The organism is uncultured Granulicatella sp., assembly GCF_938030755.1.
GTDB lineage: Bacteria > Bacillota > Bacilli > Lactobacillales > Aerococcaceae > Granulicatella.
The window spans coordinates 20,769-45,367 of the sequence record NZ_CALHIF010000010.1 but is presented as its reverse complement, the minus strand read 5'-3'; the positions used below and the strand labels follow the sequence as shown (position 1 = coordinate 45,367).

The following is a 24,599-nucleotide window of genomic DNA, read 5'->3' as shown; positions in this document are numbered from 1 at the left end:
AATAAAAACACCCCAAAAGTTAGATTTTGTGTCTAACTTTTGGGGTGCACTTCACATATTTAGTGGGGTGGATTTTTTATGGATAAAAAATCAGGAAGTGTTGTTTATATTTTAACAATAGAAAATTCAGTTGTTTTGTGCTACTCTAGATAAGTATAAATTTTAAAGAAAGCAAAGGGGGCCTTTGGATGATAGAGCTGATTGCAACAGTTGAATCGATCCAACAAGCAAAAGATTTGCTTGAAGCAGGCGTGGATACGATTTATTTTGGGGAAGACCAATTTGGACTTCGCCTTCCAATGTCGTTTACACGTGAGGAACAAAAAGAATTAACAGAATTGGCGCACCAATATGGGAAAAAAGCGAGTGTTGCGGTAAACGCGATTTTCCACAATGAAGGAATTGCGCTCGTTCCGGAATATTTAACCTTTTTAAAGGAAATTGGTGTGGATAACATTGCGGTAGGAGATCCAGGAGTGGTTCAAATTATGAAAAATCCTGAGTATTCGATTCCGTATCGTTATGATGCGGCCGTATTAGTAACAAGTAGTCGTCAAATCAACTTCTGGGGAAAACGTGGTGCCGTTGGTGCGGTCATTGCGCGTGAAATTCCTCGTGAAGAGATGAAAATCTTGGCAGCAGGTGTAGACATTCCAATTGAGGTTCTTGTTTATGGTGCAACTTGTATTCATCATTCAAAACGTCCACTTTTAAGCAACTATTTCAATTATATTGAGAAAAAAGAATCGGTTGAAAAACGTCGTGGCCTGTTTGTGTCAGAACCTGCCGATGATGATTCTCACTATTCCATCTACGAAGATATGAATGGAACGCATATTTTCGCGAATAACGACGTGTCTCTAGCACCCTATTTGTTAGAGCTAACAGAAATGGGTATCCCGCAATGGAAGCTAGACGGAGTGCTTGCTCCTGGGGAAAACTTTGTCGAAGTGGCGAAATTATTTGTGAATGCTCGCAATGAAATCGAAGCAGGCACATGGACTACTGAAAAGAGTGCCAGTCTTGAATTACAAGTGCGTGCCCTTCATCCAGAGGTTCGTGGTCTTGAAGCAGGATTTTACTTATTAAATCCAGAAGATGTGAAATAGGAGAGAGTCAAATGGGAAGAAAGATATTGAAAAAACCTGAAGTACTTGCTCCAGCGGGTACTCTTGAAAAATTAAAAACAGCTATTTTGTACGGAGCAGATGCGGTTTTCCTTGGTGGGGAAGCGTACGGACTTCGTAGCCGTGCGGGAAACTTCGACTTTGCGGAAATGAAAGAAGCCGTTGATTTTGCCCATGCACATAACGCAAAAGTATATATCGCAGCCAACATGGTTACGCATGAAGGGGACGAAAAAGGAGCGGGAGAATTCTTCCGCACGGTTCGTGACATCGGAATCGATGCAGCCATCATCAGTGACATGGCCTTAATGGATATTTGTGCGTCAGAAGCGCCAGGATTACCGATCCATTTATCAACACAATCTTCAGCAGCCAACTACGAAACCCTCAACTTCTGGAAAGATGAGGGATTAGAACGTGTCGTATTAGCGCGTGAAGTATCAATGGATGAAATCAAAGAAATGCAAGAAAAAGTGGATGTAGAAATCGAAGCCTTTATCCACGGTGCTATGTGTATTTCTTACTCAGGACGTTGCGTATTATCAAACCACATGGTGCATCGTGATGCTAACCGTGGAGGCTGTGCACAGTCTTGTCGTTGGAAATACGGTCTGTTTGATATGCCATTTGCGGGAGAAAAGAATATGGTTGGTGCGGGTGAAGAAGGAATCGAAGAGAAATTCTCCATGAGTGCCGTTGACCTAGCGATGATTCAAAACTTGCCAGATTTAATTGAAGCTGGTGTAGACAGTTTGAAGATTGAAGGACGTATGAAGTCCATTCACTATGTTTCTACGGTATCAAATGTTTATCGTGCAGCGGTGGATTCTTACTGCGAAGATCCAGATAACTATGTATGTAAACAAGAATGGATTGACGAGTTATGGAAAGCAGCCCAACGTGAGTTAGCGACTGGGTTCTATTACCAAGTGCCAACCGAACATGAGCAATTATTTGGACCACGCCGTCAAATTCCTCAATATGCGTTCGTTGGACAAGTATTGGAATATGACCCTGAAACACAAATGGCTACCGTCCAACAACGGAACAACTTCAAAGTCGGAGACCAAATCGAGTTCTACGGACCTGGAATGCGTCATCACGAAGAAGTATTAACTCAGTTGTGGGATGAAAATGGGGAAGAAATCGAAGCAGCTCCTCATGCCATGATGATTTGTAAAATGAAAGTAACGGAACCAGTAAAACCGTTAGATATGATTCGTAAACGTCGTTAAGATGAATGTTGAATAGAAAGAAGGAATGTAAATGTCATTACCAAATTGCCCTAAATGTGGTTCAGAATACACATACGAAGATGGTGTATTATTAGTATGCCCTGAGTGTGCGTATGAATGGGAACCAGGTTCAGAAGTAGAAGAAGGTCCTGTAGCTGTCGATGCGAATGGAAATAAATTACAAGACGGCGATACTGTTACAGTCATCAAAGACTTAAAAGTAAAAGGCGCCCCAAAAGATATTAAGCAAGGGACACGTGTGAAGAATATTCGTATTGTGGAAGGCGATCATAATATCGATTGTAAGATAGATGGCTTCGGCGCAATGAAACTTAAATCTGAGTTTGTTAAAAAGATTTAATGGGAGTCCCGTAGGGGCTACATTCAAGCCCTTTGGATATCTTCATAATAACGACAACAGCTGTACCGGCGTAAGCCTAGGTCTTACGCCTACCGAGCCTCAAAGATTCTCTAGAAAATCAATTTTCAAGAGAATCTAATTCGCATCGGTTACTAGTCGCTATTGTTGTTATTATAGAATCCAAAGGGCTTTTGCTGTAGTCCCTCGAGGAACCTAACACTCTTTATAAGCTCAAATTAAGTTTCTTGCTTTACAGTAAGAGAAGGATTTGGAAGAGTGTGTTCATTCTCAGTTTTAGAGACTTTCGTGAAAGCGCAAGGTTCTATTATCTACTTTACAATGAAAAGAGACCGAATGCTCTATAAGTGCGGTGATGAACAAATGTGGATAGGTACTAGAGGGGCTCTTTTTTGAAAAAGAATTTTGTCAATGAAATTTAATAAATAGTGAAAAAGGCATGATATCAAGGAATGTGATGTCTTTTAGTTATTTTTTAAAAGTTGTTTCTTGAAATTGAATGCTCAATATGGTAAATTCACAATAAAGGGGTAGAAAACGCTTTTAGTATACACTATTGTGTGCTTTTTATCACAAATAAAACGTAGGAGAAATGGACGCTTGGAACAGTATCATACAGGTACCATTCGATTGATGGGAACCGTCATCGAATTGAAAATTGCGCATCCAGAAGGCGAGAGTTTAGTGGGCGAAGTGTTCGAGCAATTGAAGCGATATGAGCATCGTTTTAGCGCGAATGACCCAACTTCAGAATTGATGGCGGTAAACTTGGCAGCTGGGAAACATGCAGTTAGTGTCCATCCAGAGATTTTTCATTTAGTGAAATTGGGACTGGAGAATAGTTTGGCTGCGGGGAGTCGGATGAATATTTTGATTGGTCCGGTGGTGCAAACTTGGCGAGTAGGTTTCAGCGATGCAAGAGTACCAACAGATGAAGAGATTCAAGCCAAACTACAACTCACCGATGCAACAAAAGTCGTTTTAGATGAAGAGAATCAGACGATTTTTCTGCAAGAAGAAGGAATGCGGATTGACCTTGGGTGTATTGCAAAAGGCTATATTGCAGACCTGGTGATGGAACAGTTGAAAGAGCATGGAGTGACCTCCGCGCTCATTAACCTGGGTGGGAATGTTCTCACGCTAGGGAGAGCTATTCATCATGAAGATGGAAATTGGTGGATTGGAATCCAAAATCCAAAACTTCTACGAGGAGAAAATCTAGCGCTTCTTCCGATTCATGAGGAGTCGATTGTGACATCGGGTGTCTATGAGCGGGTACTGGAAGTAGATGGGAAGAAATACCATCATATATTCGACCCGCAAACGGGATATCCTGCCGAAACGGATGTGAGTAGTCTCACTATTGTTTCTAAGCAATCGGTCGATTGTGAAATCTGGACAACGCGACTTTTTGGGAAAAAAGCACACGAAATCTTATTCGAAGTGGAACAACACCCTAACATCGAAGCTGTGTTGATTTTAGAAGATGATCGTATCTTCTACACATCAGGACTTGCTTCAAAGATTCAATTACTCGAAAGGAAGTACTCAAATGGTTAAATTAATCGGTTTAGTCGGAACAAACTCTAAAAAATCAACAAACCGTCAACTATTACAATACATTCAAAAACATTTTTCAGAACAGGCGGAAATTGAACTAGTCGAAATTAAAGACTTACCAATGTTCAACAAACCAACTCCTAAAGTAGTGCCTCAAGAAGCACAAGAAATTGCAGATAAAATCGCTGCAGCGGACGGAGTAATCATTAGTACACCAGAATATGACCACTCATGTCCAGCTGTATTAATGAACGCTTTAGCATGGTTATCTTATGGTATCTACCCATTATTAAACAAACCTGTCATGATTACAGGAGCATCTTACGGAACATTAGGTTCTTCACGTGCACAAAGTCAATTACGTCAAATCTTAGACGCACCAGAAATTAAAGCACGCGTTTTACCAAGTGATGAATTCTTATTAGGTCACGCCCTACAAGCATTCGACGAAGAAGGCAACTTAAAAGATGCAGCAACTGTTGAAAAATTAGAAAAGATTTTCGCAGATTACTTATTATTCATTGAAATTACAGGACAATTAGTTCGTGCAAACGAAGCTCGTGAAAAAGAAGCGAAAAACTTCTCATGGGACAGTTCTAAAAAATAAGGAGTGACAGTAGAAAATGAAAATTATTGGTATCGTAGGATCAAATGCGGAATTTTCGCATAACCGTTTATTATTACAATTTATCGAAAAGAAATTCAGTGACTTATTCGAGTTTGAAATCTTAGAAATTAAAGATATTCCAATGTTCAATCAAGACGAAGATCAATCTAAGAGCTTCCCAGTACAATACATGTACAACAAATTAATTCGTGCAGATGGTGTGATTATCGCAACACCGGAACACAACCACACAATTACAGCTGCATTGAAGAGCACATTAGAATGGATGTCATTCAATTTACACCCATTCGAAAACAAACCAGTTATGATCATGGGAGCTTCTCACTATGACCAAGGTACTTCACGTGCGCAAGTGCATTTACGTAAAATCTTGGATGCTCCAGGGGTAAATGCGTATGTACTACCAGGGAACGAATTCTTATTAGGAAAAGCAAAAGAAGCATTTGACGAAGAAGGAAATATTAAGAGCGAAGGAACTGTAGCTTTCTTACGTTCATGCTTAGAAAACTTCGTGAAATATGTGGAGGTTGTAAAAGTGTTACGTAAACCATTACCAACACCGCCAGAAGATTTACACTGCACAAACCCAATTTCTACAACTGTTCAAGGGGTAGATCCAGATGATCCAGAATGGGTTGAAAAAGCAAGTGAAATCGTTGGTGCTGCTCAAGGAAACGACTATGTTCGCCTAGACCACGGTTTATTAACGGTTGACCAAATCGATATGTTCTTAAAAGCTTTACCATTTGAAGTAACATATGCCGATGACAACAACCAATTCTTGTACTATAACTTCAACAAACCAGCAAACAAAATGTTGGCTCCACGTGTGCCATCTCAATCTGGTAACCGTTTAGGAACTGTTCACCCACCACGTACATTCAAAAATGTGGAATACCTCATTGCGAACTTACGTGCAGGAAACGTGGATTACTTCCGTACAATCGTTCCAAACACTCCACCAGAAATCATCAATGTACACAACTATCAAGCGATGTACTATCCTGATGGTTCTTATGCTGGAATTAACGAAATCGTATTTGACTTCAAACCATGGTTAGATTGGTACTTACAAACAACTGGCCAACGTTTAGTAAGCGCAAATGGGGCAGCTCCTGTAGCTGACGCAACAAGCGGCGCTTCAAATAGCGGACACTCAGCTCCTGCTCCTGCAGCAGATGCGACAAGTGGCGCTTCAGATAGCGGGCATTCAGCTCCAGCTCAAGCACAAGCAGTAGACGCAACAAGCGGTGCTTCAGAACATTAAGAGTTTAAATGCAAACTTTAATAATTAACCCTCAAATCCCTTGAAATAAGAGAATATTTACAAGAGAGTGGATTGAATTTACTACTTTTGAGAAAAAAGCCTTGATATGCTGTAAAAACTCTTCAGATAGAAGTACTTTATCACAGACATAAAAGGCATGTTGTGGGAATCAAAATTAAATAGGGAATCGTAAAAGTGGTGCTCTTTCGCTTCTGTTAAAGGAAGTATAAGAACACCGCTTTTTTCATGCTTATGTTACGAAGTAGAAGCCAATCAGGACTTGACCATAATCGTATTGATGAAATTCTTGACCTGATTCTTGAAATTGTATGCAGGAAAACACACAAAGGTAAGAACCCTTTCCTATGCTTGCTGTTCCACTTATTTCTAAATTTCTATAAAAACGAAAATTCACTTTTCCCAAAGATGGTAGAGAACATACACTGCAATTTGAAAACTGTATGACTGATGTTTATAGAACAGGAAAATGAAAAATTAGAAGGAATATAAAGTATTAAAGGACAGTAAGAAAAGCGTGGAACTTTCTAATATCTTGGCACACAGACTCATGCAATTCAGGGATCGTAGTTTGATTTGACGCTTGGAAAGAATGAGGGAAAATTGTAAGACTGCAAAGTGAGGTGCTTGCTAATTTAAAGTCTTTTATTTTCTTATTATGTTGACAGGCAACATGCAATATGATACATTGTGAATGAATAAAAAAAATATTCATTCACAATGGAAAGGAGATCTGTTAAATTGGATAAAAAACAGGCTTTAAAGGCAGCTGCCCATGATATCTTCTCTAAAACAGGCTATAAGACAACAGGAATTTCAGAAATTGCCAAACAAGCTGGTGTGGCAGTCGGTTCTTTCTATAACTATTATGACAGTAAAGAAGCTATTTTTTTAGATGTTTATGTAGATGAGAATAATCGTGTACGTCAAGCAATGATAAACGAAATTGATTGGGAAATGGATATGGTCGAACTTGTCAGTCAGATTTTTAGAACGTCACGAAGTTATATTTCTTCCAATAAAATTCTTTCGGAATGGTACAATCCTATGATTTCTAATGAGTTGCATCATTATTATTCTTCGGAAGAAGGCAAAATTTCAAATTCATTTCATCAGTTTTTAGAGGAGACATTTACCAATCGAATCGAGAATGAAGGATATTCACAAGAAAGAATTCAAGAAATCTTACAAGTTTACAATCTGTTTTACTATATGGATATGCACATTACAGAAAATGATTTTCCGGGTGTCAGTAAAACAGTTGAAATACTTGCAACTTATTTTGTAAAGGGCATTTTAAAAAAATAAAGAATTGATTTCTTTATTTTTTAAGAGAAAATGAATGAATTTAAAATTTATTCATTCAAGAATATAAAAGAGATATTATTATGAACAAACACGAGGTAAAAAAATGAATGAATGGAGTATTGCAGGAATTTCTGTCGCCGTTATTGGTATTTTGGTCATTATATTGGGAGCTATGCTACAGTCAATTGATTTATCCAGCCCTGATTTCATGAGCTTTGCTACTGGAGGCATAATTTTGTTAGCGATAGGGTTATGTATGATTACCGGATTACCTGCTATTTTACAAATTGCAGGCATTTGGTTGGCAGCAGTGACTATCATGATTTATATATACAGCTTGCCGGATACCGATTTTGTTATCAAAGTGATTGGTTTTATTCCTACTATCGCACTGGCTTTTTGGGTATCTTTTAAATTTTGGAAATGAGGGAAATAATGAAAAGAGGTAAAAAAATGGTGATAATTATTATATCTATTCTGGTGGCACTGTGCCTTATTACTTGGGGTGCGATTACCTATCTTGGACGGAATCAAACTTTGTCGGTTAAATCCATTGAAAATTTCAATGACGACCTTTACTTAATACGTTTGACGAAACCTGACAATGTGACATGGGAAGCTGGATCTTATGCTCAATTTACATTACATGATGTTAAGGAGAACGCTCAAGAAACTACCGACGTAATATCCAGTGCTTCAATGAGCAATGATAAAAACAAACAAAATAGTGGCTGGCTGACAATAGCTTCTAACCCTAATGAGAATGAAATATTCATTTTGACACACAATAGTGGTAGTTTCTATAAAAAAACATTGACTAATTTGCAAGCAGGAAGTAAACTCGAGATGAGCTGGCTTTACTCTAATTTATCTGTTTCAGATGGCAAAGAACCACTTGTTATTTTTGCTTCTGACGTTGGCATTGCAGCAATACGGCCAATTATCAAAGAGTGGGCTGGAAAACGGGATATTATTATCAGTCACTTGGATAAAGGGGTTCTTATTTTTAATGAAGAAATAGCAAATTTATCAAAAAAAGAAACAAATTTGACCTATGAAACAACTTCTAGCTTTTCTAAAAGTCAAGACAGCCTTAAAAATGCAGCAGAAAAGTATGGAAATAAGGCCACATATCTCTTATCTGGTCAACCTGATGATGTGGAAATGATGAAGAAGTTCCTTGAAGAAAAAGGGATTGATAGCAAGAAGATTAAAGTAGATGCTTTTAAAGGGTTGAAATAGCAGCTATCTCCATTGGGTTAAATTACATCTTGATTTTAGAGTGACATATTTTATTATAAATGAAAAAACTAGGCATTTTTTCCTAGTTTTTTTGATTTTAGAGACAAATTTGAACTCTGTTTTTCCCACGGAAACAATTGGAAATGATTTTCTCAAAAGTAATAAAAATGTAAAGTTTATAGTATCCAAATGTAGCGGTTTTGAGATATAATGATGACGAACATAATGAATGGAGAATTTCAATGGAGACTTCAAATTATCAAACGGGACTTTCTAAGTCAAATGCGCATCCGCATCCTCCTGAAAAACAAAAACGGAAGAGGAGTGCAGCTTTAGATGGCTTGAAAGGTTTTTTTATACTTGCAATTATTTTATATTACTATTTTCAACATTTATTGCCTGGGGGCTTTTTGGCGGTAAATGGTTTTCTTGTAGTTGGGGGTTATTTAACCTTTAGACAGAATAAGAAGACCTTTGCTGAAAATTACCAAGAGAGATTCTCATGGAAGAGTCTAAAAAGAATGTTTTTCCCGATGCTCTTTATGATTATCACGACCGTAGCACTCCTCTTTTTAATCGCACCACAAATGTTATCCAATATTAGAGGAATGGCGCTATCTGCACTGTTCTTTGTCAATAACGATTATCAGATTTTTAGTCAACAATCGTATTTTGTGCAGTCCGCTAATCCAAGTCCTTTTGTCCATCTTTGGTACGTTTCGTTATATGTCCAATTATTAATTGTTGGATTCTTGCTGAGAAGACTGATGAAGAAGATGAACTTTCTGCGAATGCAAGAGTTCGCACTGTTAGCATTTCTAACGATTGCATCAGCAGTGGGGATGGTAGCTTTATATTGGTGGGAACAAGATCCATCGCATGTGTACTATCTTGTGTCAACTCGACTGTTCTCATTCACTTTAGGCGCTTTACTAAGCTATATTCATGAAGGGCAACTCTTAATCCCAGAAGACCATTCGAATAAGGGGAACTTGAATATTGGCAGCATCATTGGTATGGGAGCACTCATTTGGATGCTTGTGACCTTCAATGGGATGCAAGCGGAAGTGTATTACATGATTATGCTAGTATCTTCCATTGTCATGACACTACTGGTTTCCTTTGCCATTCGTGAAGGCGTATGGTTTCACTATATCATCAGTTTTAAAGGCTTTACTTTCTTTGGAAAAAGAAGTTTCTCTTATTACTTATGGTTTTATCCGATTCACTTAATCTTGCCATCCTTTTTACGGGGGGTTGAAGATTACTGGTTGAATGTTTTGATTCAATGGATTACGATAATTGTACTAGCTGAAATCACTTATCAATTATTTGAAAAAGAACGGATTCCACTTCCGATTGGACAAGCACATAGTCCGTATCAGTTAACGGCGTATATGAAATCCAACCTTCCAAAAGGGTTGAAACACTTCGGAATTGCTTTTTCATTAGTGTATCTGGTCTTTGCTGGCTTAGCAGGAATTGGATTTGCTCAGGAAAAAGACCAAACCAGTGTGGTTCATGAAGTTGAAGAAAAGATTCGCAAAAATCAGGAACTGCTTCAAGAAACAACCGTGGAACCTACTACGGAAGCTGTCACAACTGTAAATTCGGAGGTAAAGGCCAATATAGAACAACAAGTTCGACAAACGCCAATCACCTTTGTAGGAGATTCCGTTCTCTTAGCTTCCGCCAATAAATTAAGAGAAGTCTTTCCAAATGCTTATGTGGACGGTGAAGTGGGACGTCAATTGTACTACAGTACTCCTGTCGTTCAAAAACTAGTGCAACAAGGAAGATTATCTCAAACGGTCGTATTTGTACTCGGTTCAAACGGAGCCTTTGCAAGTGCGCAAATCGATTCTCTCATTCAAGCAGCAGGCAACCGTGACATTTTCTTAGTAACGGCAGGCTATGAGATTAAATGGGCTAAAGAAGTAAACGATCAGCTGAAAGCAGCCGCTGAACGGTATCCAAATGTGCATTTAATCGACTGGGGAACCTATGCGAGGGGACGTACGAAAGAGTTGCTCTTTGAGGATGAAATTCATCCAAATGATACTGGAGCAGCCGAGATGGCGAACTTAATCTTGCAAGAAATCGTGAAATTGAAATTACAATAATGATGGAGACGACTCAAAGGGGTCGTCTTTTTTATTTTCTAAAAATATTTTTGAAAACGCTATTGACAAACGAGTGTACTAAGCGCATAATACAGTTAAAAGAAAGTGTATTATTCGATTAATACACTGATGCAATCGAAAGAAAGGAGCAGCCGATGATTGTATTTGATAAAAGAAGTCCGGTTTACGAGCAAATTGTCGCGTATTTCAAAGCGGAAATAGTATCTAAACGGCTAAAACCCGGACAAGAAATGCCAAGTAGACGAGAACTGGCTCAGGTGATGCAAGTGAATCCGAATACGGTTCAAAGGGCATTTCATGAAATGGAGGCTATTGGTCTTGTGACAACGGGAAATAATGTAATGAGTAGAGTGACAGAAGATGAGGATAGAATCGAACAGCTGAAAGAAGAAATGTTGGAAGAAGCGATTACGAGTTTTGTCGATGCCATCGCACCGCTTAAGCTCTCTCAAAAAGAAATTATCGATCATCTTAGCCAAAAATTGTGATAGGAAGGAGAGTTCTAAATGTTAACGGTACAAAATTTAAGTAAGAAATTTGGAAAAAAACAAGTGTTAGATGATATTTCGTTTAATGCCAAAAAAGGGGAAGTCACAGCGCTTATCGGTGTGAATGGGATTGGGAAAACGACCATTATGAATTCCATTGCAGGTTTACTCCCTTATGACAAGGGACAAATCGTGATTGATGATATGCCAGTGCGTAAGGTGTTTGCTGAAAAAGTCAGCTATATTACGGATAGTTCTATTATCTCCCCAAATCAAACGGTAGATGAAGCGATTGATTTTATGCGTACCTTCTATCCAAACTGGAATCGTTCGAAAGAAGAACATTTATTGAAGTTCTTCCGATTAAACTTAAAAGACGAAGTGAGGTCTCTTTCAAAAGGGAATGTAGCCAAGTTGAATTTACTGCTTGGAATGGGACTAGACACGGATTATATTTTGATGGACGAACCATTCTCCGGAATTGACGTCTTTACACGTGAAGAGATTGCACGCGTGTTTACGAGTGATTTATTAGACGGACGAGGCGTATTAATTACAACACATGAAATTAATGATATTGAGTACATTGTAGACAAGGCACTCTTACTAGACGGAGGAAAAATCGTTAAAGAATTTTATCCAGAACAAGTTCGTGAAGAAGAAGGGAAGTCTATCGTAGATGTGATGAGGGAGGTATACTTACAATGAGAAAAGTCATTCAACTAACGCTTTATAATTTAGGTCAAGCCAAAGGATTTATTCTCGTTACCGCGCTGATTCAAGTGTTGATTCAAATCGGTCTTCAGTTTCTAACGATAGTGAATGCCGGACTACTAAGTGGAATGAGAAATTTAACTGAAAAAGAAGAAATTCTTCGAGTAATTCTTGTGGAAAACAATATTGGATTACCTGTATTTTTCGCTGGAGTGGCCATTCTTGTCTATAGTGCGGTGATTTGGTCTACGGAGTGGAGTACAAAAGGCTCCTTCATTTACCGTTTATTGATGTTGCCGGGGTCTCGCTTTAGTGTGTATTTATCGAAGTTACTAACAATGCTGATTATCACGTTCTTCCTACAAGGCGTTCAAGTGATTGGGGTATTCTTAAATTACACCCTTTCAAAATTATTTATTCCGAGTCTTGATTCCCATCATGTGACACCGTGGTCTCTTGTAACGAATTCCACTGTTATGCAGACAGTTGTTCCAAAATATGCGACTCAATTTTTATTCTTCTTCCTATTTGGAGTAGCTACTATTATTACCATCTTCCAAATCACTTTATTAGTGGTAGGAGTTGAAAAGAAATCCACAACGATGAAATTAATGAGCATCATCGGATATATCTTAATCGCTATTCTTTATGTAGGAATAGTCTCTAGATACCAATGGACTTTCCATTTCATCGGGTCTGAAACAATTCTATATTTAGGGACGGGAATATTCGTGTGGATTATCGGAAATTTATTACTCAGTGATTATTTATTAAATCATAAGGTGAGCGTATAAGGAGGTTTGAACAATGAAATCAAGAAAATTTGCAACAGTCATCTTTGCGCTCGGTGGTCTCATGTTCCTTAGTAGTGTAGGATTTGCAGTCTATAAAGATGTCAAACCTGCTCCTGCATCTCTGCAGTTATCGCAAGAAGAGAAAAAACTTGTTGAAGGGGCAATGTTTCAGTTTACTCCCTATACACAAGATATTACCAATCATAATGGTGCTACTTATGCACTTTTAGATGGAGAAGTGAAGCGAATCGGGTTCGGAGAAAATCCTTATTCGTACGGTAAACGAAATGAAATGAGAGATTTTTCACTGCTCAATAGACCGCGCTACGGAACTTCCATCACTTTTAAAGGATATAAACTTTATTACGGGGCACAATTCAATGTGTATCAGACGAATTCAAATCCAGCGATTGGGTATACATTGATGAATACCGAGACGAAAGAGATAGTTTCCAATACGGTATCCATTCCAAAAGAAATCCGCGGAGACCGTACGTATATTGAATCGCCTAGCTTCTATAGAGACGGGGATACTTTATATGCAGCGATACAATGGAGTGATGCAGGTCAAGCACAGTCGAAGTCTTATCTATTAACGTTTTCGATTGACTTGAAGACGGGAACTCCTTCTAAAGTGGAAAGAGTGGATTTGCCAGAAAAATTACAATCTTTTCACTGGAGAACTGCTTCAAGGGAGAGAGTCTATGATCCCCAACGTCTTGTCATGGGGTCGTCTTTTTCGAAAGAAAATCAATTCTATTGGATGACTTTTGATGCGAAGACGAAACAATTCACTGAGATTGAATCGACCGAGACAATGGCTTTTGAAAATACGAGTGTGTATGTAGTGGAAGATCAAGTGTATCTACTATCTTCTAAAGCCAAAGAAAAAGAATGGAATCGAAGTCAAGGATATGAGGAAGCAAGCGAGCGGAAGAATAATGAATGGAATCTATACAAGTTAGGTGCTAACCATCGATTAGAGCTTAGTCAAACCATTGAAACAGATCCATACGCTCCACTCCCATACTTAAATCAAGGGAATTTAGTGATGATTTCTTTAGTAGATGGAAAACCAACACTAAGAGTACAATCGCTCAAAACAAAAGATATTTTATTATCCAAACCAATCGATGTGATTGAAAAAGTGTTCTTTACGAATGCCGATAGCTATCGTGGTGGAGATCGTTAAAACAAAAACTACGTTAGGTTATCCTAACGTAGTTTTTCGTTTACGCTTTTTCTTCAGTTTTCAAGTGCGGGTTTGGAAGAAGATGGTTTACTCCAATGGCAATCAATGCGCCGATGAGGGTATCCAAAATTCTTTGAATCGCATAGGCGGTGTTTTGTCCTGCTTCAACGTTAAAGAAAATGACTAAGAAAGTTGAACAAGAATTAATGACGCCGGTTTTATTGAATTGATTACAAAATAAAATGATTAAGATAATGCCAATCGGTGCTAGTAATAAATCCGTATATTCTTGGTACGGAAGAATGGCTCTTAATTGGAACAGTAGAATAGCGACCACTCCACCTGTAGTGTTGCCTACAAAACGAGAGAGCGCAAATTTAAAGGTTTGTTCGTGGTCGGTTCTTAGGCTAAAGATGGCGGACAGTGCAGCTAGCATCGGAGAACCACGATGTAATACTCTAAATAGCACAACGCAAAGAAATACGGATATAGCGGTTTTTAAAGTACGTAGTCCGATATGAAATGGATTTTTTGAAGTTTGGGACACACTCTCACCTCTCAATAAAGATAACGTTATTATAATATACGAGGTAGAAAAATGACAAAAATTTGAAAAATGAACCTAATAGGTGTATAATTATGATAAGAGGTGATGAAGATGCATGAAGCATTTGTATTGATTGTTGTAAATGCCATTCGAGAAAGATATCTCTCAGAAAAAGCATTTTACACACAAGAATTAGGCATTAGCGGGCAAAGTTGGACAAGATGGAAGAATGGAGAGAGAGGATTGAAATCTGAAAATATGCAGAAGATTTCAATGCTGTTTACGGATTACGAGTGGATGCTGGCGCACAAAATTGCCAGAAATGCGGACGTTCTTCCTGAAGTGGCTTCTGATCCGGTGGCAGAGTATTTAAGGCTAAAAGTCCAAATTGCTAATCATTGGATTCGTCAAGAAAATGTACGAGTGGAATGGAAGACAGCTGCTGTTAGCAAAGGGAAATTCAAAGAGAATGTGACCATCTTACGCATTGCGACTAATTATGGAAGCTGGAGTTATCAAGATATTATTGAAATTCGAATTGTAGGGATTACACATAAACAAATTGGAACAAAGAAACAAGGCTTACTCGAGTGGATCAGGGACGAAAAAGCCCAACAGAAATACTTAGAATACGGTAAAAACGTATTTGTTCCAGAAAATGATGCAGAATAAAAAATGAATGATTAAAATCACGGATACTCTCTTTAAATCAAGGGGGTATCCATTTTTTTATAGGGTATTTTATGATAAAATTGAAAGATAAAGAAAGTGGTGAAATTGTGGCGAAAAGAAAGAAAAGAAAAAGTAAATTCGCGTTTCATCTTGTAGAGTGGTTTAAGTCATTATCTAAATTGACGGCGCTTCTCCTCGTAGCTGTAACGAGTGTTCTTTTAGCCGGAACCATCACATGGTTGTCTGAAAATAAACCGCAGCACAAGGCAGAGACGTCTACAAGAGAGACCTTCATAGAGACGATTGCTCCAGCTGCCCAAAAAGCATATCGCGATTATGGAGTATTGCCAAGTGTCAGTTTGGCGCAAGCAATCCTCGAATCGAACTGGGGCGAAAGCTTATTAGCGAGCAAATATTATAATTTATATGGGGTAAAAGCGACGACTGTACAGCCGAATGTAGTGCTTGAGACAGCAGAATTTGTCAATGAAACATGGATTACGATTAATGGTCGTTTTCGTATATATGATAGCTGGGCGGATTCAGTGGAAGCTCATGCACAACTATTGGCATATGGGGTAGATTGGGATCCAACGCTATATCATAAAGTGTTAGGGGCTAGAAATTATAAACAAGCAGCTCAAGCCTTGCAAGATGCAGGATATGCCACTGACCCAACTTATGCACAAAAGCTGATTCAAATGATTGAAGAACACCAATTGTATCAATATGATCAATTGCCAAGTGAAGAAACGACCGTATCTGTGAGAAGAGGATCTTAAGAAATTAAATTCATTTTAACGTATGCAAAAGGAGAGGATAAACATGAGTCAATTATTACCAGGATCCATTGTCGGAATCATTGGGGGAGACGAGCAGGTTGCATCTGTTGCAATTGCTGCTAGAAAGATGGGGTATGTTGTATATAGCTACCATCAATCGAACGAGGCTGCTATTTCGATGGCAGAATATGAAATTGTGTCTTCCTATGATGACCGTGCATCCTTACTTGATTTTGCCCAAAAAGTAGATACTCTCCTTCTGATGACGAATTTAGTTTCTGTAGACACATTAGTGGCTCTAAGTAGTAAAACAAGATATTACCAATCATTGGAGCTAGCCGAAATTTCTCAAAATCGTACGGTCGAAAAATTATTTTTAGAAGAACATGCAATCAACGTAGCTCCTTATGGGATTGTCACCCATGTTGGGGAATTACCTACTTTATTAGAAAGTATTGGACTTCCAGCTTTTCTAGAAAGTAATCAAGTCCATAGTCGATATGAAGAACCTATCGAATTATACGATCAAGATATTGACGAGCGAGTTTTGGGAAAAATTGAAGAAGGGCCAAGTATGTTGACTGCCTTTGTGCCAGCTCAACGCCATTTTTCATTAACCGTTGTTCGCGACTATGAGGATCGTGTAACGATTCTACCAATTACAGAAGATGTATATATCTCTGGAAAATTAAAGTATAGTATTGCTTCACGTCGGATGAATCCAGAATGGGTTCAAGAGTTGAAGAGGATTGCTTTTAAAGTCGTGGATTATCTTTCAGGGTCAGTGGTGCTATCGATTCAAGTGTTGATGGGAAATAATGGTATTTTTTATGTGAAATCGATTAATCAATTGCCTTTAGTTCAACAACAATTTGGAAGTGCACAACTAGGAAAAGGATTATCGGAAATCATTACGCGAGTAGCCACAGGACTTCCAGTGGAATACAAGGAACCTACTGAAGAAATGATTCTAGTGCCGATTTATGAATCCATGCTCGAAAAAGCAAGTTTATTAACACTATTGAAACCAAAATGGGATTTTGAATTTTTCCAAACTTCACCTAAGAGAACGACAGATATCTTAGGAGTGATTCGATTAAGTGGAGGGTCCAGTGTGGATCTACTTGGAGAGATTGAAGTTTCAGATTTGTTCTTTAATGGAAAATAGTTCCTCAAGGAAAGGAAAGAGTAAGTGAAAAATTCAAGCGAATTAATTAAGGGAATGAACCCTCGCCAAAAGGAAGCGGTCATGCATACACAAGGTCCGCTTCTCGTAATGGCGGGGGCTGGAAGTGGAAAGACGCGCGTGTTGACGCATCGAATGGCTTATATTTTAGCTGAGGAAGAAGTTCAACCGTGGAATATTCTAGCGATTACGTTTACGAATAAAGCGGCCAGCGAAATGAAAGAGCGGGTTAGTGCTCTAGTAGGCGAGCAAGCAGGCGATATGTGGGTCTCCACTTTCCACTCGATGTGCGTTCGTATTTTACGAAGAGATTGTGAACGCATCGGTCTTGCAAAGTCGTTTACGATTATCGATTCTGGGGATCAACTATCCGAAATGAAACGCATTATGCAGAAGTTGAATATTGATTCGGATAAGTTTGATGCGCGTGGAATCTTAGCAAGTATTAGTAATGCAAAAAATAATTTTGAAGATGCGGAAACCTTCGCAAAGACACATACAAACTTCATGGACCAAATAACCGCGAAGTGCTATGTCGAATACGAAGCAGAAAAACGCAAAAATATGACCGTTGACTTTGATGATTTAATCATGTTAACGGTGAAATTGTTTAAAGAGCATCCAGATGTATTAGCGTATTATCAACAAAAATTTCATTATATCCATGTGGATGAGTACCAAGATACAAACCATGCACAATACTTACTGGTTCAACTGCTAGCGGATAAGTTCAAAAATATTTGCGTGGTTGGGGATGCCGATCAAAGCATTTACGGTTGGCGTGGAGCCGATATGGAGAATATCTTGTCGTTTGAACACGATTATCCACAGGCGAAAGTGGTCTTACTAGAGCAAAATTATCGTTCAACGAAGACAATTTTAAAAGCGGCCAATCAAGTAATTGAAAATAATCAAAATCGTAAACCAAAAGAGCTATGGACCGAAAATGAAGCAGGGGACAAGATTACCTATTATTGTGCGGCTTCCGGTTATGAAGAGTCTCGTTATGTGATGAGAACGATTCAAAAGATGGTGAATTTTGACGGATACGATTATAGTGATTTTGCAGTTTTATACCGTAGTAATGCCCAATCACGGACCCTGGAAGAAGATTTATTAAAAGCGAATATGCCTTTCAAAATGGTAGGGGGGCAACGATTCTACGAGCGCATGGAAATCAAGGATTTACTAGCCTATTTACGTTTATTAGTGAACCCGACCGATGACTTTAGCTTCAGACGTGTTGTGAATGCGCCAAAACGTGGTATTGGTGGAAAGAGTATTGAAAAATTAGAAGACTTTGCTCAAATGCACGGTTTTTCTCTTTTAGAAGCTTCCGCTGAGACGACTCTTAATGGGATTAGTGGGAAAGCAGGAAAAGGATTAGCCGATTTTGCGAAATTGATTAGCGATTTAACGAAGATGCAAGAGTTCGTCTCGCTAACCGATTTAATCGAAGAAGTCATGATAAAATCAGGCTACATTGCTTCTCTTGAACAGGCGCATACGATGGAAGCAGATGCGCGAATCGATAATATGCGGGAATTCTTATCCGTAGCTAAAGAGTTCGAAGAAAAACGGTTCGATTCTGAAGCAGAAGAAACAGCTTTAGTCCAATTCTTAACGGATTTATCCTTAGTGACGGATATGGAAAATGAAGAAGAAACGAGTGCTTCACAAATTACATTGATGACCTTGCATGCGGCAAAAGGGTTAGAGTTCCCGGTCGTGTTTCTTGTAGGGATGGAAGACGGAATTTTTCCTTCTGCAAGAACCTTACAAGAAGGTGATGAAGAAGAGGAACGTCGATTGGCCTACGTAGGGATTACACGTGCAGAGAAAAAGCTCTTTATGACACGTGCGTATTCAAGACTGCTCTACGGGAAAATGCAACATTACCGCGAGTCTCGTTTTATGCAAGAAATTGATGATAAACTTCTTCAAAAAGAAGGAGAAACGATTAGCGATTCTTATTATTCAAGTAGTTTCTACTCAGAAAAACCAAGTTATAACAGAGGTTCTTCTGCAACAGGTGGGGGACTATTTGATCGTTACCGCAACACGAGTGCGCAAAAGAATGAGGGGTATTTACAAAAGAAACCTCACTCTACAGCAAACATTCAGCGCGTAGAAAAACCAACGCCAACGTCTACTTCAACTGATGGATGGACAGTTGGTATGAAAGTATCGCATAAAAAATGGGGAACAGGAACGGTAGTCCGTATTACCGGTGAAGGAGATCGTCAAGAACTTGACGTGGCTTTTGCAGGGATGGGAATCAAGCGACTCCTTGCAAGTTTTGCCCCAATTGAAAAAATCAAAGAATAGAGGATGAAGATGAATACAACGATTCAACAAAGAATTGAACAACTTAAAGAACAATTAAATCGTTGGAGTCATGAGTATTATGTGGAAGATAAACCCACTGCAACAGATGCAGAGTACGATAAGGCTTATCATGAATTACTAGCTTTAGAAAAGGAATATCCAGAGTTCGTGACGGCTGATTCTCCTACGCAACGGGTGGGGGGAGAAGTGCTCGAGCAGTTCCAGAAGGTCACTCACACCAATCCGATGCTCAGCCTTTCAAATGCCTTTTCGAAGGAAGATTTGGAAGAGTTTGATGCGCGTCTTCGCAAGTTAACGAACCGAGCAATCGAGTATGTATGTGAACTAAAAATCGATGGACTTTCTATTGCGTTGACGTATCAAAACGGGCAGCTTCAACTTGGGGCAACCCGTGGAGATGGGACGACAGGTGAAGATGTAACGGGCAATGTGCGTACCATTAAATCAGTACCATTGTCTTTAAAAGAGCCTTGGAATATCGAAGTGCGTGGTGAATGTTATATGCCGAAAAAATCATTCGTGGCATTAAACGAGTCGCGCGAAGAAGAAGGACTTGAAGTTTTTGCCAATCCAAGAAATGCAGCGGCAGGAAGCCTACGCCAACTTGACCCTAAAATTGCGGCGAAGCGAAACTTGTCCGTCTTTCTATATAGTAGTCCAAGTGTGGAAGAGCTAAATGTTTCAACCCAAGAAGAGTTGTTGGAGAAGATGGCAGAGATTGGTTTTGTAACCAATCCTGAGCGCTTAAAATGCCAAACGATTGATGAAGTGTGGAATTACATCGAGACGATTGGTGAGAAACGCCAAGAATTACCATACGAAATCGACGGTATGGTGATTAAGGTCAATGATTTTGCCACTCAAGAAGAAATCGGCTATACGGTAAAAGCACCGCGTTGGGCCATTGCGTACAAATTCCCAGCGGAAGAAGCGCGAACGGTTGTCCGCGATGTGGAGTGGACGGTGGGACGTACCGGAGTGGTTACCCCAACTGCAGTGATGGATCCTGTTCAATTAGCAGGAACGACGGTACGCCGTGCGAGCTTGCATAATATTGACTTGATTAAGGAGCGTGACATTCGTCTAGAAGACACCGTTGTGATTCATAAGGCAGGAGATATTATTCCAGAAGTCACACGCGTAATTTTAGAGAAACGTCCTACAACGAGCCAGCCTTACGAGTTTCCGACAACTTGTCCGGCCTGTCATGAAAAATTAGAGCATTTGGAAGAAGAGGTAGCGATTCGCTGCTTGAATCCAAAATGCCCTGCTCAATTGACAGCAAGGATGAGCCACTTTGTTTCACGAAATGCGATGAATATGAGTGGAATTGGGCCACGTGTGATGAAGCAACTTTTTGAAGAAGGTCTAGTTCTAGATGTGGCAGATTTATACAATTTAACTATGGATCAGCTATTAGTCTTAGACAAAATTCAACAAAAGAGTGCGGAAAATATTCTTGAAGCTATCGAACAGAGTAAAGCCAATTCCTTGGAACGCCTTCTAACAGGGCTGGGAATTCGTCATGTCGGAACCAAGGCTGCTAAAGAATTGGCACAACATTTTGGAAATATGAAGGCTTTACAAGAGGCGAGCATTGAACAATTGTTGGAAATTGATGGTTTAGGTGATATTATTGCTTATAGTGTAAAAACTTATTTTGAACAACCATCTGTTCAACAGTTAATTCAAGAATTGCAAGATAGAGGCGTGAATATGACCTATCTTGGAGTGACAAAAGACGATTCTATCGCTTCAGGACACGTCCTTAGTGGTAAGACCGTTGTATTAACAGGGACATTAGAACAATTAACAAGACAAGATGCAAAAGAAAAATTGGAATCGCTTGGAGCAAAAGTAACAGGCTCTGTTTCTAAGAAGACAGACGTTGTGATTGCTGGACATTCAGCCGGGAGCAAGTTGGATAAAGCCAACGCACTAGGGATTGAAGTGTGGAGTGAACAACAGTTTCTGGATTCTCTTGCATAGAAAGGAACTCACATGAAACATAAATTACGCTTGGGGTTATTAGGGTTAATGAGTGTGTTCACCTTAGCCGCGTGCGCAGATATTACTCAAGCCAATCGCCAAAATACAAATACGAAAAATGATACCAATACAAAAGTGGTTCAGTCTACGACAAATCAACTCTCCAATAATTTTTATCGTGCGTTGATTACAAATGGGAAATATCAAGTGAGCCAAAACCGTGGAGCAACTTTAAGCTTGAATACGGGCTTTAACTTGAAAAATTTTGAGACAGGTTTAATAGACCTTTCAAGAAATGTATTTCCTACAAATCAATATTTTTATCGTGAGGGGCAAATCATCGATGCGGAGACAACTGCAAAATGGATTGCTCGTAAAAGTGATAAAAATCCAGAAGGGCTCAACCCTGCTGATAATGGGGACACTTCTCCGACTGGACGTGCTCCACTTTATTTAGCGCAAATTTTGGAACAAGACTACATGATTCAAACAGAGAACAATTTTGAATTAGGTGGAATTAGTATTGGGGTTGCGATGAATAGTGTGGATTACTATACCAATGGCGATCGTGATGCAGAAACTGAAATTTCAAAAGAAGTCATGATTGAACAAGCTAAAACGATCGTGAACCAAATCTTAACAAGACTGCGTCAAAATGATGCGCTTAAAGCTGTGCCAATTGTCTTTGGGGTCTTTAGACAAACTTCAAAAGATGACATTGGTGGAGGCGTGTATGTCTTAGAAGCGACTTCTGTTGAAGGAACCGAAATTACGAATTGGACAAATGTGAACCAGAAAGTGACAGTGCTACCGCTAGTAAACGAAGCGGCAACGGAAGAATCTACCGCTTTTGAGAATTTCAAGACGGAAGTACAAAACTTCTTCCCAAATCTTTCAGGGGTTACAGCTCGAGTGAAATATCAAGATAATGTGGCGAAAAAAATGGTCGTGAATATTATGACGCAATTTTATGGCGAATCTGAAATCATTGCCTTAGCGCAACATGTCACAGATGCGGCGAATAAATATTTATCAAAAACCACTCCAGTAGAAGTGCGCATCAGTTCCATTAATGGAGTAGAGGCGTTCTTGATGCAAGATTTAACGCAAGGTGTGTTCACTTACCATATATTCGATTAATATTGATAACAATGCTTAAAGTGTTTACAATAGAAAAGTAATGATTTTGAAAGCGAGGAAAAGAAATGGCCATTGAGGAAAAAGAAGTTAGACACGTTGCCAAACTTGCAAAGCTAGCTTTTGCCGATAATGAAATCCTTCATTTTACAGAACAAATGAGCGATATCATTGATATGGTGGAACAATTAAAAGAAGTGGATACGACAGGAGTTCCTGTAACGACACATGGCTACCCATTAGTGAATGTCATGCGTGAAGATGTTGCTGAAAAAGGAACAGACCGCGACTTATTAATGCGTAATGTAAAAACAAGCGAAGATGGATTTATTCAAGTGCCTGCAATTATGGGTGAAAACGAGGAGGGTGAAGCATGAGTATTATTGAAAACAAAACATTAGTTGAGCTTCACGAAGGTCTTCGTAATAAAGAATTCACTTCTGTGGAATTAACCAAAGAAACATTCGAGCGTATCCATGCTTTAGAACCTAAAGTAGAAGCGTTCGTGACATTAAATGAAGAAGAAGCTCTGCAACAAGCAGCAGCTGCTGATGCAAAAGGTTACGGAGAAGAAGCTTCTCTTCAAGGTCTTCCAATCGGGATTAAAGACAATATCGTAACACGTGACCTTTTAACAACTGCTTCAAGCCGTATGTTAGAAGACTTCAACCCAATTTACGACGCGTACGTGATGGAATTATTAAAAGCAGAAGGTGCGGTGAACGTTGGGAAACTAAACATGGACGAATTTGCCATGGGTGGTTCAACAGAAACTTCTTACTTCAAGAAAACAAAGAATCCTTGGGACCTAACAAAAGTGCCTGGTGGATCTTCAGGTGGTTCTGCCGCTGCGGTTGCTTCAGGCGAAGTACTAGCATCTCTTGGTTCTGATACAGGTGGTTCTATCCGCCAACCTGCAAGTTTCACAGGAATTGTTGGGATGAAACCAACATATGGCCGTATTTCTCGTTACGGTTTGATTGCCTTTGCGTCAAGCTTAGACCAAATCGGACCATTTACACGTACCGTTCAAGATAACGCCTTAGTATTAAGCGCGATTTCTGGATATGACCACCGCGATTCAACAAGTGTGCCACAAGAAGTTCCTGCTTACCATAAAGGATTAACAGGCGACATTAAAGGCATGCGTATCGCGTTGCCAAAAGAATATTTTGCAGAAGGTGTAGACGCGCAGGTTCAAGCAGCTGTATTAAAAGCGGCTGACCAATACCGTGAAATGGGCGCTATCGTTGAAGAAGTGAGTCTACCTCACTCTAAATACGGGATTCCAGCGTACTATATTATCGCTTCTTCTGAAGCCTCTTCGAACTTGCAACGTTTTGACGGAATCCGTTATGGTCACCGTTCAACAGAAGCAGAAACATTAGAAGATTTATACGTGAAGAGCCGTTCTGAAGGTTTCGGAATGGAAGTAAAACGTCGTATCATGCTTGGAACATTCAGCTTAAGTTCAGGATACTACGATGCTTACTTCAAGAAAGCAGGACAAGTACGTACATTAATCAAACAAGACTTTGCAAAAGTATTTGAAAACCATGATTTAATCTTAGGTCCTGTAACGACTTCTGCAGCATTTGGATTAGGCGAACACAGCGATGATCCTCTTGCAATGTACATGGCGGACTTATTAACCGTTCCTGTAAACTTAGCTGGACTACCAGCAATTTCAGTTCCTGCTGGCTTCACAAGCGAAGGCTTACCAGTCGGAATTCAATTAATCGGAAATTACTTCCAAGAAAAAACGATTTATCAAGCAGCGTATGCATTTGAACAAGCAAATGATTACTACTTACGCCGCCCACAATTATAAGGAGGAACAA

23 protein-coding genes are annotated in these 24,599 nt (G+C 39.3%); 22 read left to right on the top strand and 1 reads right to left on the bottom strand.

The genetic code is table 11. The features are described from left to right. Positions 1-188 precede the first annotated feature (188 nt). The 14 genes from Q0594_RS00990 to Q0594_RS00925 all read left to right on the top strand — a co-directional run bounded on the left by Q0594_RS00990 (position 189) and on the right by Q0594_RS00925 (position 14,096). The gene (locus Q0594_RS00990) at positions 189-1,109 is read left to right on the top strand and encodes a peptidase U32 family protein (protein ID WP_298729139.1); all 921 of its coding nucleotides are present in this window, start codon (positions 189-191) and stop codon (positions 1,107-1,109) included. 11 nt (positions 1,110-1,120) lie between these two features. Continuing rightward, entirely contained in the window at positions 1,121-2,362 is a 1,242-nt protein-coding gene (locus Q0594_RS00985) for a U32 family peptidase (RefSeq protein ID WP_298729138.1), read from the top strand. 31 nt (positions 2,363-2,393) lie between these two features. Continuing rightward, entirely contained in the window at positions 2,394-2,723 is a 330-nt protein-coding gene (locus Q0594_RS00980) for a zinc ribbon domain-containing protein YjdM (RefSeq protein WP_298729137.1), read from the top strand. Between the two features lie 651 nt (positions 2,724-3,374). Then, the gene (locus tag Q0594_RS00975) at positions 3,375-4,301 is read left to right on the top strand and encodes an FAD:protein FMN transferase (RefSeq protein WP_298729141.1); all 927 of its coding nucleotides are present in this window, start codon (positions 3,375-3,377) and stop codon (positions 4,299-4,301) included. Then, positions 4,294-4,908 (top strand): NADPH-dependent FMN reductase, encoded by a 615-nt coding sequence (locus Q0594_RS00970; protein WP_298729136.1) that lies wholly within the window; start codon positions 4,294-4,296, stop codon positions 4,906-4,908. The genes Q0594_RS00975 and Q0594_RS00970 overlap by 8 nt, the downstream gene beginning before the upstream one ends. A 16-nt stretch (positions 4,909-4,924) precedes the next feature. Beyond that, entirely contained in the window at positions 4,925-6,196 is a 1,272-nt protein-coding gene (locus Q0594_RS00965) for an NAD(P)H-dependent oxidoreductase (RefSeq protein ID WP_298729135.1), read from the top strand. Between the two features lie 738 nt (positions 6,197-6,934). After that, a complete protein-coding gene (locus tag Q0594_RS00960) occupies positions 6,935-7,522 on the top strand; it encodes a TetR/AcrR family transcriptional regulator (RefSeq protein ID WP_298729134.1) in 588 nt (195 codons plus the stop codon). Positions 7,523-7,625: 103 nt separating this feature from the next. After that, positions 7,626-7,949, top strand: a complete 324-nt coding sequence (locus tag Q0594_RS00955) for a hypothetical protein (RefSeq protein WP_298729133.1) — start codon at positions 7,626-7,628, stop codon at positions 7,947-7,949. A gap of 8 nt (positions 7,950-7,957) precedes the next feature. After that, on the top strand, positions 7,958-8,764 hold the full coding sequence (locus tag Q0594_RS00950; RefSeq protein ID WP_298729132.1) for a ferredoxin reductase: 807 nt from the start codon (positions 7,958-7,960) through the stop codon (positions 8,762-8,764). A 242-nt stretch (positions 8,765-9,006) separates the two neighbouring features. Next, positions 9,007-10,887: an acyltransferase family protein gene (locus tag Q0594_RS00945; protein WP_298729131.1), complete on the top strand. Its 1,881-nt coding sequence runs from the start codon at positions 9,007-9,009 to the stop codon at positions 10,885-10,887. A gap of 155 nt (positions 10,888-11,042) precedes the next feature. Next, positions 11,043-11,396, top strand: coding sequence for a GntR family transcriptional regulator (locus tag Q0594_RS00940; RefSeq protein WP_298729130.1), 354 nt, complete (start codon positions 11,043-11,045; stop codon positions 11,394-11,396). 18 nt (positions 11,397-11,414) lie between these two features. Further along, entirely contained in the window at positions 11,415-12,104 is a 690-nt protein-coding gene (locus Q0594_RS00935) for an ABC transporter ATP-binding protein (protein ID WP_298729129.1), read from the top strand. Further along, the gene (locus Q0594_RS00930) at positions 12,101-12,904 is read left to right on the top strand and encodes a hypothetical protein (protein ID WP_298729128.1); all 804 of its coding nucleotides are present in this window, start codon (positions 12,101-12,103) and stop codon (positions 12,902-12,904) included. Before Q0594_RS00935 ends, Q0594_RS00930 begins: the two co-directional genes overlap by 4 nt. A gap of 13 nt (positions 12,905-12,917) precedes the next feature. Then, positions 12,918-14,096 (top strand): hypothetical protein, encoded by a 1,179-nt coding sequence (locus Q0594_RS00925; RefSeq protein ID WP_298729127.1) that lies wholly within the window; start codon positions 12,918-12,920, stop codon positions 14,094-14,096. A 40-nt stretch (positions 14,097-14,136) separates the two neighbouring features. Here the strand turns inward: Q0594_RS00925 and Q0594_RS00920 are convergent, their stop codons facing one another. Then, complete coding sequence (locus tag Q0594_RS00920; RefSeq protein WP_039849251.1) at positions 14,137-14,643, bottom strand: aromatic acid exporter family protein; 507 nt, start codon at positions 14,641-14,643, stop codon at positions 14,137-14,139. Between the two features lie 111 nt (positions 14,644-14,754). Between Q0594_RS00920 and Q0594_RS00915 the strand changes: the two genes are divergently transcribed. The 8 genes from Q0594_RS00915 (at position 14,755) to gatA (ending at position 24,589) form a co-directional block, all read left to right on the top strand. Further along, positions 14,755-15,315: a hypothetical protein gene (locus Q0594_RS00915; protein ID WP_288294453.1), complete on the top strand. Its 561-nt coding sequence runs from the start codon at positions 14,755-14,757 to the stop codon at positions 15,313-15,315. Positions 15,316-15,386: 71 nt separating this feature from the next. Next, entirely contained in the window at positions 15,387-16,097 is a 711-nt protein-coding gene (locus Q0594_RS00910) for a glycoside hydrolase family 73 protein (RefSeq protein WP_298729126.1), read from the top strand. A 43-nt stretch (positions 16,098-16,140) separates the two neighbouring features. Then, positions 16,141-17,265 carry an ATP-grasp domain-containing protein gene (locus Q0594_RS00905; protein ID WP_298729125.1) on the top strand — a complete coding sequence of 375 codons (1,125 nt, stop codon included), beginning with the start codon at positions 16,141-16,143 and terminating at the stop codon, positions 17,263-17,265. A 24-nt stretch (positions 17,266-17,289) separates the two neighbouring features. Then, positions 17,290-19,611 (top strand): DNA helicase PcrA, encoded by a 2,322-nt coding sequence (gene pcrA / locus Q0594_RS00900; RefSeq protein WP_298729124.1) that lies wholly within the window; start codon positions 17,290-17,292, stop codon positions 19,609-19,611. Between the two features lie 3 nt (positions 19,612-19,614). Then, entirely contained in the window at positions 19,615-21,621 is a 2,007-nt protein-coding gene (gene ligA, locus Q0594_RS00895; RefSeq protein ID WP_298729123.1) for an NAD-dependent DNA ligase LigA, read from the top strand. Positions 21,622-21,633: 12 nt separating this feature from the next. Continuing rightward, on the top strand, positions 21,634-22,761 hold the full coding sequence (locus tag Q0594_RS00890; protein WP_298729122.1) for a CamS family sex pheromone protein: 1,128 nt from the start codon (positions 21,634-21,636) through the stop codon (positions 22,759-22,761). Between the two features lie 65 nt (positions 22,762-22,826). Beyond that, the gene (gene gatC / locus Q0594_RS00885) at positions 22,827-23,135 is read left to right on the top strand and encodes an Asp-tRNA(Asn)/Glu-tRNA(Gln) amidotransferase subunit GatC (protein WP_005607728.1); all 309 of its coding nucleotides are present in this window, start codon (positions 22,827-22,829) and stop codon (positions 23,133-23,135) included. Then, positions 23,132-24,589, top strand: coding sequence for an Asp-tRNA(Asn)/Glu-tRNA(Gln) amidotransferase subunit GatA (gatA, locus tag Q0594_RS00880; protein ID WP_298729121.1), 1,458 nt, complete (start codon positions 23,132-23,134; stop codon positions 24,587-24,589). Before gatC ends, gatA begins: the two co-directional genes overlap by 4 nt. Positions 24,590-24,599 lie beyond the last annotated feature (10 nt).